This window comes from Citrobacter sp. L55 (genome assembly GCF_002850715.1).
GTDB classification, from domain to species: Bacteria; Pseudomonadota; Gammaproteobacteria; order Enterobacterales; family Enterobacteriaceae; genus Citrobacter; species Citrobacter braakii.
Map to the genome: position 1 here is coordinate 1 of NZ_KZ559422.1, position 15,882 is coordinate 15,882.

The following is a 15,882-nucleotide window of genomic DNA, read 5'->3' on the forward strand; positions in this document are numbered from 1 at the left end:
GGACAACAGATTACAACCGTCGCTCGATAGCGGAAACGGCGATGTACCGGGTAAAACAGCTGTTCGGGGGTTCACTGACGCTGCGTGACTACGATGGTCAGGTTGCGGAGGCTATGGCCCTGGTACGAGCGCTGAACAAAATGACGAAAGCAGGTATACCTGAAAGCGTGCGTATTGCCTGAAAACACAACCCGCTACGGGGGAGACTTACCCGAAATCTGATTTATTCAACAAAGCCCTGCTCCGGGTAACGTCGGCAAAATATTTTGCTCAGTACCCGGCGCAATATCCCGGCGCACGCCGTCGAACTCAAAAAGTACCGCTGCGGGATAGAAATCATCTCGAGCACTTGCGACAACAAACACACGTCTGCGTCGTTGGGCCACTTCCGAAAAATTGAAGATTACCCGCCGCCGGGAGAAGGAAAACCGCAGGAGCGGAAAAGGAAACCGGGCGATCAGTGGCGGCTCACGTCTGAGTGCCACGTTAATTAATAAAACAGGTTAATAATTATTAAAATAACCTAAAATGCAGATAATCAATATCCGATAGATAACAAACAATATCGAACAAATAATTTACATTACCCTGAATGATTTCATCGGTTTATCTCGGTGCGCAATCCATTCAAATATTCTATCATTACATTGAGCTGTTCCCGATTGGCGGCCAGCATCTCACCAGAAAGTGAACCACATAAAAATCCATGATAATCGACAAAGAAAAATGCTTCAGAATTTAAAGATCACTTATATTCTTCCAGTTTTTTAATTCCAAATTATCGCATTTATGAATTTTTTATGTTTATCGATTTCAATATTCTCCATTATACTTTCCTTTCATTTATTTTTTATATAAATCCAAATAACACATTCACATATATGTTATTTACCAGCTTACAATAAAATTATTTTAGACATACTAGCGGCTTAGGTTATAGGATTTAGTCACCTCATTAACTAAAAGGCGTTTATATAATGGCTATTCCTGCATATTTATTTTTAAAAGACGACGGCGGCGCGGATATCAAAGGTTCAGTTGATGTCCAGGATAGAGAGGGAAGCATAGAGATTCTATCTTTTGGTCATAGTCTGCATATTCCGACAGACAGCAGAACCGGAAAACTCACCGGCACCAGGCAACATGCCCCCCTTAACTTTCAAAAAGAGTTCGACTCTTCCAGCCCGTATCTTTACAAGGCTATTGCCACCGGGCAGACACTTAAAAGCGCAGAATTTAAATGGTACAGAATTAACGACGCCGGGCAAGAAGTTGAATACTTCAACATGTTGCTTGAGAACGTGAAGATCGTCAGCTCCGCGCCGCATATGCTCGATATCAAAAACCCGGCGACCGAAAAACATAATCATCTTGAAAACGTAGCCATGCGGTATGAGCGGATTACCTGGAAATACTGTGATGGCAACATTCAGTTTTCTGATGCGTGGAATGAAAGATGATCCGGTGCACCTTCCATCTTAATGGCGGACAGCTATCAACATTAAGTTGCCCGGGCGTTGGTTTTTTCCCGGCGTACTCAGGAAATGCAGGGCCACACAGGAATAACCCTGCTTCGATTACAGTAGTAAAAAAAGGGCCATTGCCGCCCGGTCTTTACTACATCGTGACGCGCCAAAGAGGCGGGCTTCACTCCCGCTGGCGGGATATGGTGCACGGCTTAGAGAGCGGCTCAGATCGCGATCTATGGTTTGCGCTTTATCGCCAGGATAGCCAAACTGATGATATCTCATTCATAGACGGTGTTGAGCGGGGTAACTTCCGTTTACATCCCGCGGGTAAATCGGGCATTAGTGATGGCTGCATTACGCTACCCAGCCATGCAGATTACGCAATCTTACTTGAGGCTTTATTAAGCACACCATCAGTTATGGTTACGGCTCAATTAAAAGCGTTCGGCACAATACAGGTGTACTGATGAAACCGGCCACACATGTTTTTTTATGGCTTTCTGAACTGCTCGCCCTGACAGTGGTTTACACCCTGCTTTGTTACTTCATCCCTGATGAAGCGTTTATGGCGTGGTATGAGGAAAACTATGGATTCATACAGGAAGCGCACTGGAATGACGGGTTTTCACTGATTCTGTATTTTCTGGCTATAGCCATCACTACGTTTGCGATCTGGTTTATTGCTGCTGCCAGACAGAGGAAGTGGAAAAAATCACAGGGTGAAAACACATGACGTTTACGTGTCCAGGCTCTGCCAACGTATTACCTTGTGATTCGAACATGACCACCTGACAGGTGGCCACAGCGGAAATACACCACAAACGCGCCGAAGTTATTAGGCGCGTTTTTATTACCTGTAACTTTTAACGCCCCACAATCCATACTCAAAAAATCACAAAAATTACTTTATATAAAAAAGTGTCCACCTGTTCACCTTTTGGATTTTTATTATATTTATCATGAAATTAAGTGGTTAACATCCACTTCAGCCACGTCGATAATGTCCAGCTTGTTCGCTAAGATCAAATCAACTGAACCTGGCTGATAGCGCTCTACCTGTTTGCACCGAAATGTGAAATGAGTAACAAGAAAAACAAGTCAGGCAGGGACGGAAAGTGTTTCACGTGATAAGGCGAGAACATGCGAAAGGCAACCCCCTCTGGACGTCGCCATCCAGAGATGGAAACGTCCGTTAGAGTTTGATTCGATAGTCAGCTCAAACTAGCTCTTTGAGCTGCTCCTGCATATAAGTTGAAAAATACTCTGGGTTCTTGATAAGGATGCGGTTACCGGAGGCCACTTTTTCTGCCCATCCGGCCACTTTTTTCGTGAACTCGGGATTCCATCCCTCCTGCTCACCCCGTGCCATCACAGCTTCCGGACTTGCTGGCACACCTAAGTCATGCAAATACTTTAAGATTCCCTTAGCGGTACTTTCATCCATTGAATGGGGTACTGACGCCGAAGTGTTCATACCACCAATAAAATCCAATGCTTTCTCAATTGCTGTTGGCATGCTCTTATCCTTAAAATTAACCACGTGAGAGACACATTTATACTATGTACCCAACTCCGCCGGGATATCAAAGAGAACATCACCTTTATTTGATTTACCCCGCAGCTAAACGCTTGCGGCGGCTGTTTTCTGCACGATTAATTCGCTATTCCGGCCAAAACCAGCCCGGTCGCTACCGCATTACGCGGCCCTTCGGTACCACGGATGTTGCCCTGTCCGGCAACCACGCCGTAATGCGCCAGCGCGTCGGTGATCATCTGCGGGATTTCGAAATCCAGCGAGGAGCCGCCCACCAGCACCACAAAAGTCATATCGCGAATAGAGCCGCCGGGTGACACCTGGCGTAAAGCGCGCAGGCAGTTGGTCACAAAAACTTTCTCTTTGGCCTGTCGGCGCACCAACCGAATTTTTTCCAGCGAGGTCTGGTTATCTACGGGGATCAGCTCGCCGTTTTTCAGATAAACGACTTTGGCAAAAACTGACGGACTGAGCGGTTCGCGAAAAAACTCCACCGCGCCGTTCTCGTGGCGAATGCTGAACAGGCTCTCCACTTTTGCCAGCGGGTATTTTTTAATTTCCTCCGCCAGATACGGATCGCTTAAGCCCAGCTCGGTTTGAATCAACAGGCTGACCATATTCCCCGCGCCAGCCAGATGGACCGCTTTCACTACGCCATCGCTATTGATAATGGCGGCATCGGTGGAGCCTGCGCCTAAATCGAGGATCGCCAGCGGTGCAGCACATCCGGGCGTTGTTAACGCACCGGCGACAGCCATGTTGGCCTCCACGCCGCCGACTTCAACCGGGATGTTTAACCGGGCGCTCAGCTCACTGGCGATGGCCTGCATCTGTAAGCGATCGGATTTCACCATCGCCGCAATGCCAACGGCGTTCTCCATTGAACACTCCCCGGCAATACCGCCCTGCACCTTGCGGGGAATAAACGTATCCACCGCCAACAGATCCTGAATATACACCGCGTTCATGTCGTGACCGGTCAGCGAGGCCATCACCTTACGCACCCGCTCCAGCATGCCGCCTGCATGCGTACCTGCTTCACCACGAATATCGCACACGGGCGCACAGGTGCTCATCGCCTGCATAATGGCCTGTGCGCCTTGCGCTACGTCGGCTTCACCGCCGCGCTTTTCGCCGCGGATAAAGATCTTACCCGCCGGGATCACCCTTGAGCGCACATCACCCTGCGGGGTTTTCAGCACCACGGCGGAACGGTTGCCAATTAGCGCCCTGGCGATGGGGACGATAGTTTGCGTTTCCTCGGGCGTCAGCGTAAAGAAGGTCGCGATGCCGTAAGGATTCGACAGCACTCGCACCACCTGTCCTGGGGCCGCCACTTCCACCGCCGCCAGCACACCTTCCGGCACCTTCTCCAGCAGGGTGACTTCATCTACCACCGGCATTGTTCGACGCAGACGATTGTTCACCAGCACGCCATCATCTTTTTTCAGGATCGCCGCCACCACGTTGACCCCGCGATCCAGCGCCTCATTGATATACCAAACCGCCTCGAGGAAATCCCTCTCCTCACCGACCAGCGGGATCCAGCCCTGGGTAAACCGATCTTCACTCAACGCCGCCAGCTTCTCCACGGCGATGGTGGTTCCCATTCCCACGCCAACGCCGCCGGGCGTTTGCGGGTTATGCCCAATCATTGTTGATTCGGTAATGATGGTTTCAGTGATGGTTTCCATCGCCACATCGCCAATCACCGGTGCCGCCTCGTTGATGCAGATTTTCGCCACATCCTGAAGCGACCACGGGGTGTTATTCAGCGCCTGCTGCAGGGAGGCCACCACCCCGGCAATATTGTCCCGTGTGCCTTTCATACCGGTCGTAGCGACAATCCCGCTGGAGATAAACCGGCCATGCTGCGCCAACGCCACTTCGGTGGTGGCGTTGCCGATATCAATCCCTGCAATTAACGGCATACAACCTCCGTCACTGGCTGCCTTTACGCAGCTTGTTTCTCTGCAGATACACCTCTGCCGACTCGCGGACAAACCCGGCGTTCACCGTGGCATGCCAGGTATGTTCCAGTTCATCGGCAATGGCCTGAAGCTCGGCGAACGAAGAACGAAACGGCCGCAGCGCGTTGTAAATTTCAAGAATACGGGCATCCGGGATTGCTATAAGCTCCGCCGCACGACGGAAATTACGCGCCACGGCGTGACGCTGCATCTGTTCGGCAATCTGCGCCTGGTACTCCAGCGTTTGCTGAGAAATACGCACATCCTGCGGACCTACGCGGCCCGCCAGCACATTCTCAAGGGTAATCTCGGTTAGCGGTTTGCCGGTAGGAGTCTGGATTTTCTCCGGGCAGCGGGTCGCTAATGGATAATCCTGCGCGGTCATGATGTTGTCGTTCATGGTCATTCCCTTACGAGTGCAATATGCAGCGTGACAGGCGCAGCATCCTGCACCACGTGTTTGGTTTCTTTGATATGAAACAGCGCGGCCTTGGCCATAAATTTGGGTCGTACCATCTGGTCATTAACCACTGGCACTGGCGAAGGCGACTCTTTACGTGCATAGCGCGCGGCGTTTTTACCAATCTGGCGATAGGTTTCCAGCGTCAGCAGCGGAGCCTGAGAGAACAGCTCAAGGTTGCTCAGAGGCAGCAGTTCGCGCTGATGAATCACCGTGGTTCCTTTCGACTGGATACCAATCCCGATGCCAGAACCGCTGAGATTTGCCGCATCCCATGCCATAAATGAAACATCAGAAGTGCGCAGAATCCTCACCACCCGAGCATGCAGGCCCTCTTCTTCAATGCCGGCAACCAGTTCTTTCAAAATCGCTTTGTGCGGCATATCAATCAATGTTTTGTGCTGATACTTATCAAAGGCCGGGCCGACGCCTATCACGACTTCATCCACGCGTTCGTCCGCTTTAGCCGCCTCGCCTTCGCTCACCTGCAAGGTGAAAACCGGCTTACGTTCAGTTGTGCATTCCACTGTGTACCGCCTTATTCGATCGAGCCGGGCTGAACCACGCCCGCAATATTTTTAATTTCCGCCCAACGTTCGGCAGAGATGCGATAGCCGGTGCCGGGTCCCTGATAATCGTTGATGTCATTAACGGCGCTGACGACGTCGAACTGACGATCCAGAATGGCCGACGTTTGCAGATAATCACCAGTAACACGCTGCCTCAGCATGTTGAGGATATTGCTGGCGATGTCTTCGAAGCCGCTGGAACTCAACGCGCCGACGATATCCAGCCCGGTGATATTGCGTTTCATCATCTCTTCCACGGCAGCCAAATCTTCCACCACATTGCGCGCGGGCATATCTTTGCTGCCGTGAGCGTAAGTGGCGGCGTCCACCTCTTCATCGCTAATCAGCGGCAGGCCCAGTTCGCGGAACACCGCCTGAATGGCGCGCGCGGCCTTATTGCGGATGGCGATTGTCTCCTCTTCCGTGACCGGACGCAGGCCCCCGTCAACCATCAGATCGCGTTGCAGAATGTTGTAATCATCGAAGTCTTCAGCGTCGAAGTTCGACCCGGCAAACATGTTGTCGTAGTTCGGTACCGCGCTATAGCCGGAGAAGATAAAGTCGGTGCCCGGCAGCATCTGCATCAGGGTGCGAGCAGTACGACGAATATCGGAGTGGGAAAAGGTCTGGTCATTGGCGGAGGCCACTTCAAGGTCGAGCATCGAGGCAATCAGGTTTTCCGCCAGCACCGCGCGAATCCCCGACGGCACAGCGCCGGTCATGCCGATACAGCTGACCGCGCCGTTTTGTAACCCCTGTACGCCCGCGCCTTTGGTGATAAAAATGCAACGCGACTCCAGATAAAGCATCGATTTACTTTCGGAATAGCCCATCAGCGCTTCCGAGCCGGTGCCGGAGGTGTAGCGCATCTTCAGACCACGAGAAGCATACGCCGAGGCAAGAAACGCTTTTGACCACGGCGTATCATCGCCATCGGTAAACACCGACTCCGTGCCATATACCGACACCGTTTCGGCGTAGCTGGTTAGCCCGCGCATTCCCAGTTCCAGCTCCGTGGCCTCTTCAACGGAGCATTGCGTCAGCACGCCGGGGCGACCGCATTGGGACCCCACCAGCAGCGCCAGGGCGTTAAACGGCGCATAGCGGGCGATCCCGACCGTTGTTTCCTGTTCGGAAAAGCCACGGATCCCCGCTTCAGCAGCGTCGGCAGCAATCTGTACCGGGTTATCTTTCAGGTTGGTCACGTGGCACTGATTGGAGGGGGTGCGTCTGGCGCGCATTTTTTGCAGCGCCATCATCATCTCCACCACGTTCATTTGCGCCATCACCTCCACCGCTTTCGCCGGGGTGATGGCAGTCGTAATGGCAATGATCTCTTCCCGACTGACGTGGATATCCACCAGCATTCTGGCGATCTCCAGCGCGTCGAGCTGCATGGCGCGCTCGGCCTCGGGCACGTTAATCGCGTAATCGGCAATGAACCGGTCAATCATGTCGAACTCGGCGCGGCTCTTGCCGTCCAGCTCAACAATACGACCATTTGCCACCTTCACCGACGAAGCCGGATCGTAAGGGCTTTCCATTGCGATCAGCCCCTCTTCAGGCCATTCGCCAATTAGCCCATCCTGATTTACAGGCCGCTGGGCAAGCACTTCGAATCGTTTTGATCTTCTCATAGTTTATGGACTCAAAAGATAAAAAATAGGGACGCCGGGCCGTATTGCCGGGGACACAACACCCGGCATTCGCCTTTCATCAGCAATAGCCGAACTCTAAATGAGCAGGACAATAAAAAAATAAAATTAATTTCGTTCCAATTTGGCACGTAATAAAAAACCATCGTTTCATATTGAAACGCGGCTCAGGAATATTCACCGCGAATTGTGACGAGGTTAAATGATCATTATCAATAAACACCGCAACAGGAAACTGAACGTAATATTTTTGAAATTCCCACCCTATTGACTTAATAACGCGGGGCGAGAAAATAAGATAAAGCCAATGATAAAAATAGCTGTTGCGCGATATTTTCGTGACCTCAGCCCTACAACCTTTTCAGGAGAGACTGTGAATAAGAGCCAACAAATCGCCACCATTACGCTGGCGGCTGCAAAGAAAATGGCGCAGGCCGTCGAGGCTAAAGCGCTTGAAATCAACGTTCCGGTGGTGTTTTCCGTGGTGGATCACGGCGGGAACACGCTGCTAATGCAACGTATGGACGACGCGTTTGTCACCAGCTGTGATATCTCTCTTAATAAAGCTTATACCGCCTGCTGCCTGCGACAGGGTACCCATGAAATTACCGATGCGGTACAACCAGGTGCCTCTCTATATGGCTTGCAGCTCACCAATCAACAACGAATTGTTATTTTTGGCGGCGGTTTACCTGTCATATTAAACGGCGAATTAATCGGTGCCGTTGGCGTAAGTGGCGGTACCGTCGAACAAGACAGATTATTAGCAGAAACCGCATTAAATTGTTTCTCTGAATTATAATTTAAATCTAAGAAGGTATATTATGAGCTATCGTATGTTTGATTACCTGGTGCCAAATGTGAACTTCTTTGGCCCCAATGCTATTTCCGTGGTCGGCGAACGCTGTAAACTGTTGGGCGGTAAAAAAGCGCTGCTGGTCACTGATAAAGGTCTGCGGGCAATTAAAGACGGCGCGGTAGATAAAACCCTCACACATCTGCGTGAAGCCGGTATTGACGTCGTGGTTTTTGACGGCGTTGAGCCAAACCCCAAAGACACCAACGTGCGCGACGGCCTGGAGGTCTTTCGGAAAGAGCATTGCGACATCATCGTTACCGTTGGCGGCGGTAGCCCGCATGACTGCGGTAAAGGCATCGGTATCGCCGCGACTCACGAAGGGGATCTCTACAGCTATGCCGGGATTGAAACCCTGACCAACCCGCTGCCGCCGATCGTTGCGGTAAATACCACCGCCGGGACCGCCAGCGAAGTCACCCGCCACTGCGTGCTGACCAATACCAAAACCAAAGTGAAGTTTGTGATTGTCAGCTGGCGCAACCTGCCGTCGGTCTCTATTAACGATCCGCTGCTGATGCTCGGCAAACCAGCCCCACTGACTGCGGCCACCGGGATGGACGCCCTGACCCACGCCGTGGAAGCCTACATTTCCAAAGATGCCAACCCGGTCACCGACGCTGCCGCTATCCAGGCGATCCGCCTGATCTCCCGTAACTTGCGCCAAGCCGTGGCGCTGGGCAGCAACCTGAAAGCTCGCGAGAACATGGCCTACGCCTCCCTGCTGGCGGGTATGGCCTTCAACAACGCCAACCTCGGCTACGTTCACGCGATGGCGCATCAGCTTGGCGGTCTTTACGACATGCCGCACGGCGTGGCGAATGCCGTACTGCTGCCGCACGTAGCGCGCTATAACCTGATCGCTAACCCGGAAAAATTTGCCGACATCGCAGAGTTTATGGGCGAAAACACTAACGGACTCTCCACCATGGATGCCGCCGAGCTGGCCATTCATGCTATTGCCCGCCTCTCCGCCGACATCGGTATTCCGCAGCATCTGCGCGATCTGGGCGTCAAAGAAGCCGATTTCCCGTATATGGCTGAAATGGCACTGAAGGACGGTAACGCCTTCTCCAACCCGCGCAAAGGGAACGAGAAAGAAATTGCCGAGATCTTCCGTCAGGCATTCTGATAACGCAGGGGGCGCAATGTTACTTTCATCACCGGGCGTACACCTGTTTTATCACTCACGCTGGCAGGGTACTCGCGTGCTTGATGAGCTGTGTTGGGGGCTGGAAGAGCAAGGCGTTCCCTGCCGGGCAATCTGTTGCGACGATCATGACTGCGCGCTGGCGCTCGGCAAACTGGCGGCCAAAAGTTCGGCGCTGCGCGTGGGTCTCGGTCTCAACGCCACCGGTGATATTGCCTTAACCCATGCCCAGTTGCCCGAGGATCGGGCGCTGGTCTGCGGGCATACCCGCGCCGGGACAGCACAGATCCGCACGCTCGGCGCCAATGCCGGTCAACTGGTTAAAGTTCTTCCCTTCAGCGAGATAAAATAAATGTACCGCATCTATACCCGAACCGGTGATAACGGCACGACCGCGCTGTTTGGCGGCAGCCGTATCGATAAAGACGACATCCGCGTTGAGGCCTACGGCACGGTGGATGAACTGATTTCCCAGCTTGGCGTCTGCTATGCCAGCACGCGCCAGGCCGAGCTACGCCAGGAACTGCACGCTATGCAGAAGATGCTGTTCGTACTGGGGGCGGAACTCGCCAGCGATCAGAAAGGACTCACACGCTTAAAACAGCGTATTGGCGAAGAGGATATTCAGGCGCTGGAGCAGCTTATTGACCGCAATATGGCGCAAAGCGGCCCGCTCAAAGAGTTTGTTATTCCGGGGAAAAATCTGGCATCGGCACAGCTGCACGTTGCGCGAACCCTGACGCGTCGGCTGGAGCGGATCCTCATCGCGATGGGCAGAACGCTGACGTTACGCGATGAGGCCAGGCGTTATATCAACCGGCTGTCGGATGCGCTGTTCTCGATGGCCAGAATCGAAGAAACTACTCCAGATGTTTACGCTTAAACTGGCTGGCATCAATGTCGTACTGCTTCATCTTACGCCACAAGGTGGTGCGACCAATATTCAGCAGTTGCGACATCTCCTGAACACGCCCACTGGTCACGCGGGCGGCATGGATAATCGCCTCTTTCTCGATGGCGGTAAAGGTCAGGCTGGCGGGCAGCAGTGAAGATGCCGTCTCCAGACCAGGACGTTCGGCAAACAGATAATCCGGCAGATTGCTCAGCCGAATATGGCCGTTATCGCTGCTGATGGCGATGTTTTCAATAATGCTGTTCAGCTCAAAATCATTACCCGGCCACGAATAGGCCACCAGTTGTGCCAACGCGTCGTCGTCGATCTTCAGGCTGGATGAAAAGCGTTTTTTTAGGCTATTCAACCGCGTATAAATCAGCGATGGAATACTGTTACGCCGCGCCCGCAGCGGCGGGATAACGATCTCAAAAGAGTGCAGCGCGTAATACAACTGACGGCTAAAGCGGTTTTGCTCCACCAGATTCGCGAGATCAACCGTGGTGGTAGCGATCACTTTGACATCCACCGGAATCAACCGCCGGGCATCCAGGCGGGTTAAAACGCCCTGCTTAATCACCTGCAGCAACGCGGATTGTAACTCCGGCGCCAGATATTCAATTTTTTCCAGAAACAGCGTGCCGCCGTTCGCCAGTTCAAGACGGCTCAGCCGACCGTTTTCATCATCAGTAGGCGCACTGCCCATAAAATCCTGCCCCAGTACGCTGTTGGCATACAGCTGGCAGTTCACGGCGATATACGGCCCGCTGGCGCGTTCGCTTTCATTGTGAATGGCCTGACTCAGTAGCTCTTTACCGACGCCCTCTTCCCCGCACAGCAGGATCGGGAAACTTCCCCTCGCCGCCTGACGACCAAAGTGGATCAAACGTCGGGTTTCTGGATCGTCTGTCGACATCTGCTCAAAGGTGTGGCTCACCTTGCCGAGCTGGCTGGTCATCAGTTGACGCATTTGCTCCACCGGATGCAGCAGCAGGATAAAGCTGTTGCCCTGCTCTTCAACAATCGGTTTCAGGGTGATGACGGCATCAACAAACTGGTGCTGGCTTTCAAAGGTGACTTCGACATGATTCAGGCCGCGGGCATGTTTGATCGCCCGACGCAGCAGCATGGGGAGATTGAGCAGGTCGTTAATATTCTTCCCCTGGCTGGCCTGCGCGTCGAGATGCAAAAGCAGCGCCGCGCGCGCATTGAGGAACTGCAATACGCCCTGTTCGTTCCAGGCCATCACGCCATCATCCATACTCTCCAGCAGCCCGTACATCTGGTTCAGATGGCGGTTGGATTCAGCCAGCAGGCTGTCAGTCAGCAATGAGTTGCCGACTTCTCTGGCAATCGCCAGCGTCAGGGATAAATCAGAAACGCACTCATGCTCTACCAGACAGCACAGCGAGATGGAGCCAAACAGTCGACCATGGTTATCGAATACTGGCGTAGAGCAGAACGACCACGGATGCAACGCCTGTTTAAAGTGCTGATCGCCAGAGGTTTTTGTCGGTTGCCCCGGCATCGTCGCCAGCGACAACGCGCAGCTGCCAATAATGCTTTCCGCACAGTAACTGCCGTCGCGAAAACCGAGCTCCGCCAGTTGCTCCACCGTCTGCGGATCGCCGCAACGGCTGAGAATACAGGCCGATTCATCCAGAATTAGCAACGCGCACGGACGGCCGTCCATAAACTCCCAGGCATCTTCCAGCGCGGCCTGAGCAATCGTCAGCAGCGCCGTTTTGCGACGACAGATCGACTCAAAGGTCAGGCCCTGCGCCTGATGCGGCGCCTGCCAGGTTTCCCGCTGCATAAACTTGCTGCAACGATGCCATGACTGGGCAATGACCGAAGAGACTTCCTTCCCAATGTCCTGAGTGTGCGTCGTCATATCCCTTTCCGCTGTTTTACCATAGACAACCCCTCCGGCAGAGACTGTCAGAGGGGGGAGAAGATGCCGGATAAAAACTTACCGACGACTGATTAACGCGCCAGCCACTGCTGTCCCAGCAGGTCTGCCGTCAGTATCGCGGCATGTACGCTCTCAGGCGTCACCGGGAACGGCATATTGTGGATGGTTTCACCTTCCGCGCAGGTCGCTTTGGCCACGGCCATGATCTTGCCGTCAATGTCGTCTTTTACGCCCATTTCCGCTAACGTTACCGGCAGGCCTACTTTCTGACAGAAATTCAGCACGGTTTCGATCTCTTCCATCGGGCTGTTTTGCAGCACCAGCTGCGCCAGCGTACCAAAGGCGACTTTTTCACCGTGGTACAAATGGTGACACTCTTCCAGAATCGTAAAACCGTTGTGGATAGCATGCGCCCCTGCAAGACCACTGCTTTCAAAGCCGATGCCGCTGAGGTAAGTGTTCGCTTCGACAATACGCTCCAGCGCATCAGTCACCACGCCAGCCTGCGCGGCAAAGCGTGCCTTTTCGCCTTCCGCCAGCAGGGTATCATAGCACAGGCGCGCCAGGCTCAGCGCCGCTACGGTGGACTGTCCGCCCGCCATGCTGGTCGCTCTGGCGTCATAACAGGCTTTCGCTTCAAACCAGGTTGAGAGCGCATCGCCCATCCCGGCCACCAGCAGGCGTACCGGCGCTTTGGCAATGATTGCGGTGTCCATCACCACCATATCCGGGTTTTTCGGGTAGATCAGATACTCTTCAAACTCACCGGCTTCGGTATAGATAACGGACAGCGCGCTGGTTGGTGCATCGGTAGAGGCGATAGTCGGGATCACCACCACCGGTAGCTTCTGGTAGTAACCAATCGCTTTGGCGGTATCCAACGTTTTCCCGCCGCCAATCCCAACCACGCCGCGGCAACCGTGCTGTTTCAGAATGGCAATCAGGCGATTAATTTCAATATGGCTGCATTCACCGTTGAAGCGTTCCGCGTGGCAGCTAATGTCGTGGCTGTGCAGGCCATTGAGTACCTTCTCTCCCGCCAGCTTCATCACGAAGTCATCCGCAATCACGAAAAAGCTGTCCGCCAGATTTTTAGCGTATTGGCCAAATAAGGTGGAAGCGTCAGGGCCCTGGAGATATTTGGCTGGAGATTGAATAACTTTTAGCATTCCTTTCATCCTCAAATAAGTACATGTTTTTACATGGTGAGCCCTGGCGTTAACCTGTTTGGCCTGTTGCTGTCGGCAAAAACAGGTGGTACCGGAGCGATGCAATAACTGTATGGCGAGGCGTGAACAAAAAAATCTTTCGTCATTTTGTTCTGATATGAAACAGATAAAAACGACGCACGTTCCATTCTGGAACGCTTATCCACAAAAATGATAAGGTTTGCGATCCCGATCCGTACATTTACCCCCAAATCTCCGGCAAACACGAAGCTCTGTTCCTCTTTTACTCATGCAGTTGTATTAAAACCGGAAAAAAAAGGCTGGCTGCGCCGTATGAGCGGCGCTGATCGCAGGAGAAAAAAGTCGAGCGAGCTCGCATTATGATCATTCCCCGCCTTTTTAAGTTTCATTTCGGAACAAAAAACAACGTCAGCGTTCCGTAATGAAACTCATTTTAGCGTTGTTTTTTTCCACGCTGACTTCGCCAGAATCTCTTCATTGCCTCCGCACCATGATCCTACATTCGGGGGTTTGTCTTTCACTCAACCTCGAGGAGCCGTTATGTCTCAATTCTTTTTTAACCAACGCACCCATCTCGTGAGCGACGTCATCGACGGGGCGATTATCGCCAGCCCATGGAATAACCTGGCGCGTCTGGAAAGCGATCCGGCCATTCGCATCGTGGTCCGTCGTGACCTTAATAAAAATAACGTAGCGGTCATTTCCGGCGGCGGTTCGGGACACGAACCCGCGCACGTTGGGTTTATCGGTAAAGGCATGCTAACCGCTGCGGTCTGCGGCGACGTTTTCGCCTCCCCGAGCGTGGATGCTGTACTGACCGCGATTCAGGCGGTGACCGGTGAGGCTGGCTGTTTGTTGATTGTGAAAAACTACACCGGTGACCGTCTTAATTTCGGTCTCGCCGCCGAGAAGGCGCGTCGCCTTGGCTATAACGTTGAAATGCTGATTGTCGGCGACGACATCTCCCTGCCGGATAACAAACACCCACGTGGCATTGCGGGAACTATCCTGGTGCATAAAATCGCAGGCTATTTTGCCGAACGCGGCTATAACCTCGCCACCGTCCTGCGTGAAGCGCAGTACGCAGCCAGCAACACCTTTAGTCTGGGCGTAGCGCTTTCCAGCTGTCATTTGCCGCAAGAAACCGACGCAGCCCCTCGTCATCATCCGGGTCATGCGGAGCTGGGTATGGGCATTCACGGTGAACCAGGCGCATCGGTTATCGACACCCAAAACAGTGCGCAAGTGGTGAACCTGATGGTGGATAAACTGCTGGCCGCCCTGCCTGAAACCGGTCGTCTGGCGGTGATGATTAATAATCTTGGCGGCGTTTCCGTGGCCGAAATGGCCATCATCACCCGCGAACTCGCCAGCAGCCCGCTGCACTCGCGTATCGACTGGCTAATTGGCCCGGCCTCGCTGGTCACTGCGCTGGATATGAAAGGCTTCTCACTGACGGCCATCGTGCTGGAAGAGAGCATCGAAAAAGCACTGCTCACCGAAGTGGAAACCAGCAACTGGCCGACGCCGGTCCCACCGCGTGAAATCAGCTGCGTAGCGTCATATCAGCGTAGCGCCCGCGTGGAATTCCAGCCTTCGGCAAACGCCCTGGTGGCCGGGATTGTGGAGCTGGTCACCGCAACCCTTTCCGATCTGGAGACTCATCTGAATGCGCTGGACGCCAAAGTCGGCGATGGCGATACCGGTTCGACCTTTGCCGCCGGCGCGCGTGAAATTGCCAGCCTGCTGCATCGCCAGCAGCTGCCGCTGAATAACCTTGCCACGCTGTTCGCGCTGATTGGCGAACGTCTGACCGTGGTGATGGGCGGTTCCAGCGGTGTGCTGATGTCAATCTTCTTTACCGCCGCCGGGCAGAAACTGGAACAGGGCGCTAACGTTGTCGAAGCGCTAAATACGGGGCTGGCGCAGATGAAGTTCTACGGCGGCGCAGACGAAGGCGATCGCACGATGATTGATGCGCTGCAACCGGCCCTGACCTCGCTGCTCGCACAGCCGAAAAATCTGCAGGCCGCATTCGACGCCGCGCAAGCGGGAGCCGAACGAACCTGTTTGTCGAGCAAAGCCAATGCGGGTCGCGCATCGTATCTGAGCAGCGAAAGCCTGCTCGGAAATATGGACCCCGGCGCGCACGCCGTAGCGATGGTGTTTAAAGCGCTGGCAGAGAGTGAGCAGGGCTAAGATGTAACAAGGAGCGCTTCTCA

General features: G+C 53.5%; 15 protein-coding genes and 1 pseudogene. 9 read left to right on the forward strand and 7 right to left on the reverse strand.

The window, feature by feature from the left end:
* From B9P82_RS25575 to B9P82_RS25595, 4 genes and pseudogenes are all read left to right on the forward strand, one after another.
* Window positions 1-182: pseudogene (locus B9P82_RS25575) on the forward strand (IS5/IS1182 family transposase); the annotation flags it as partial.
* A gap of 795 nt (window positions 183-977) precedes the next feature.
* Entirely contained in the window at window positions 978-1,460 is a 483-nt protein-coding gene (locus B9P82_RS25585; protein WP_101701232.1) for an Hcp family type VI secretion system effector, read from the forward strand.
* Window positions 1,457-1,936, forward strand: a complete 480-nt coding sequence (locus B9P82_RS25590; protein WP_101701233.1) for a DUF2778 domain-containing protein — start codon at window positions 1,457-1,459, stop codon at window positions 1,934-1,936. Before B9P82_RS25585 ends, B9P82_RS25590 begins: the two co-directional genes overlap by 4 nt.
* A complete protein-coding gene (locus B9P82_RS25595; protein WP_047499199.1) occupies window positions 1,936-2,202 on the forward strand; it encodes a hypothetical protein in 267 nt (88 codons plus the stop codon). The genes B9P82_RS25590 and B9P82_RS25595 overlap by 1 nt, the downstream gene beginning before the upstream one ends.
* Before the next feature lie 483 nt (window positions 2,203-2,685).
* On the opposite strand, the gene B9P82_RS25600 is transcribed toward B9P82_RS25595, so the two are convergent.
* The 5 genes from B9P82_RS25600 to B9P82_RS25620 form a co-directional block, all read right to left on the reverse strand.
* Complete coding sequence (locus tag B9P82_RS25600; RefSeq protein ID WP_071524484.1) at window positions 2,686-3,009, reverse strand: DUF1889 family protein; 324 nt, start codon at window positions 3,007-3,009, stop codon at window positions 2,686-2,688.
* A gap of 113 nt (window positions 3,010-3,122) precedes the next feature.
* Window positions 3,123-4,934 (reverse strand): diol dehydratase reactivase subunit alpha, encoded by a 1,812-nt coding sequence (locus tag B9P82_RS25605; protein WP_101701234.1) that lies wholly within the window; start codon window positions 4,932-4,934, stop codon window positions 3,123-3,125.
* A 10-nt stretch (window positions 4,935-4,944) separates the two neighbouring features.
* Window positions 4,945-5,373 carry a diol dehydratase small subunit gene (locus B9P82_RS25610; protein ID WP_047358662.1) on the reverse strand — a complete coding sequence of 143 codons (429 nt, stop codon included), beginning with the start codon at window positions 5,371-5,373 and terminating at the stop codon, window positions 4,945-4,947.
* 2 nt (window positions 5,374-5,375) lie between these two features.
* Entirely contained in the window at window positions 5,376-5,960 is a 585-nt protein-coding gene (locus B9P82_RS25615; protein WP_101701235.1) for a propanediol/glycerol family dehydratase medium subunit, read from the reverse strand.
* 11 nt (window positions 5,961-5,971) lie between these two features.
* Window positions 5,972-7,639 (reverse strand): propanediol/glycerol family dehydratase large subunit, encoded by a 1,668-nt coding sequence (locus B9P82_RS25620; RefSeq protein WP_101701236.1) that lies wholly within the window; start codon window positions 7,637-7,639, stop codon window positions 5,972-5,974.
* A gap of 391 nt (window positions 7,640-8,030) precedes the next feature.
* Here B9P82_RS25620 and B9P82_RS25625 point away from each other — a divergent pair, with 391 nt between their 5' ends.
* The 4 genes from B9P82_RS25625 to B9P82_RS25640 are packed head-to-tail and all read left to right on the forward strand — an operon-like array spanning window position 8,031 to window position 10,546.
* Complete coding sequence (locus B9P82_RS25625; protein ID WP_047358664.1) at window positions 8,031-8,459, forward strand: GlcG/HbpS family heme-binding protein; 429 nt, start codon at window positions 8,031-8,033, stop codon at window positions 8,457-8,459.
* Between the two features lie 22 nt (window positions 8,460-8,481).
* The gene (gene dhaT, locus B9P82_RS25630; protein WP_101701237.1) at window positions 8,482-9,645 is read left to right on the forward strand and encodes a 1,3-propanediol dehydrogenase; all 1,164 of its coding nucleotides are present in this window, start codon (window positions 8,482-8,484) and stop codon (window positions 9,643-9,645) included.
* Window positions 9,646-9,661: 16 nt separating this feature from the next.
* Window positions 9,662-10,015 carry a glycerol dehydratase reactivase beta/small subunit family protein gene (locus tag B9P82_RS25635; protein WP_016157512.1) on the forward strand — a complete coding sequence of 118 codons (354 nt, stop codon included), beginning with the start codon at window positions 9,662-9,664 and terminating at the stop codon, window positions 10,013-10,015.
* A complete protein-coding gene (locus B9P82_RS25640; RefSeq protein WP_101701238.1) occupies window positions 10,016-10,546 on the forward strand; it encodes a cob(I)yrinic acid a,c-diamide adenosyltransferase in 531 nt (176 codons plus the stop codon). It begins immediately after the preceding gene.
* Here the strand turns inward: B9P82_RS25640 and dhaR are convergent.
* Both dhaR and B9P82_RS25650 read right to left on the reverse strand, forming a co-directional pair.
* A complete protein-coding gene (gene dhaR / locus B9P82_RS25645) occupies window positions 10,524-12,449 on the reverse strand; it encodes a dihydroxyacetone kinase operon transcriptional regulator DhaR (protein WP_016154585.1) in 1,926 nt (641 codons plus the stop codon). The two genes, B9P82_RS25640 and dhaR, sit on opposite strands and share 23 nt — an antisense overlap.
* 92 nt (window positions 12,450-12,541) lie before the next feature.
* Complete coding sequence (locus tag B9P82_RS25650) at window positions 12,542-13,639, reverse strand: glycerol dehydrogenase (RefSeq protein ID WP_016154586.1); 1,098 nt, start codon at window positions 13,637-13,639, stop codon at window positions 12,542-12,544.
* 561 nt (window positions 13,640-14,200) lie between these two features.
* Here B9P82_RS25650 and B9P82_RS25660 point away from each other — a divergent pair.
* The gene (locus B9P82_RS25660) at window positions 14,201-15,859 is read left to right on the forward strand and encodes a glycerone kinase (RefSeq protein ID WP_101701240.1); all 1,659 of its coding nucleotides are present in this window, start codon (window positions 14,201-14,203) and stop codon (window positions 15,857-15,859) included.
* The last annotated feature ends 23 nt before the right edge of the window (window positions 15,860-15,882 follow it).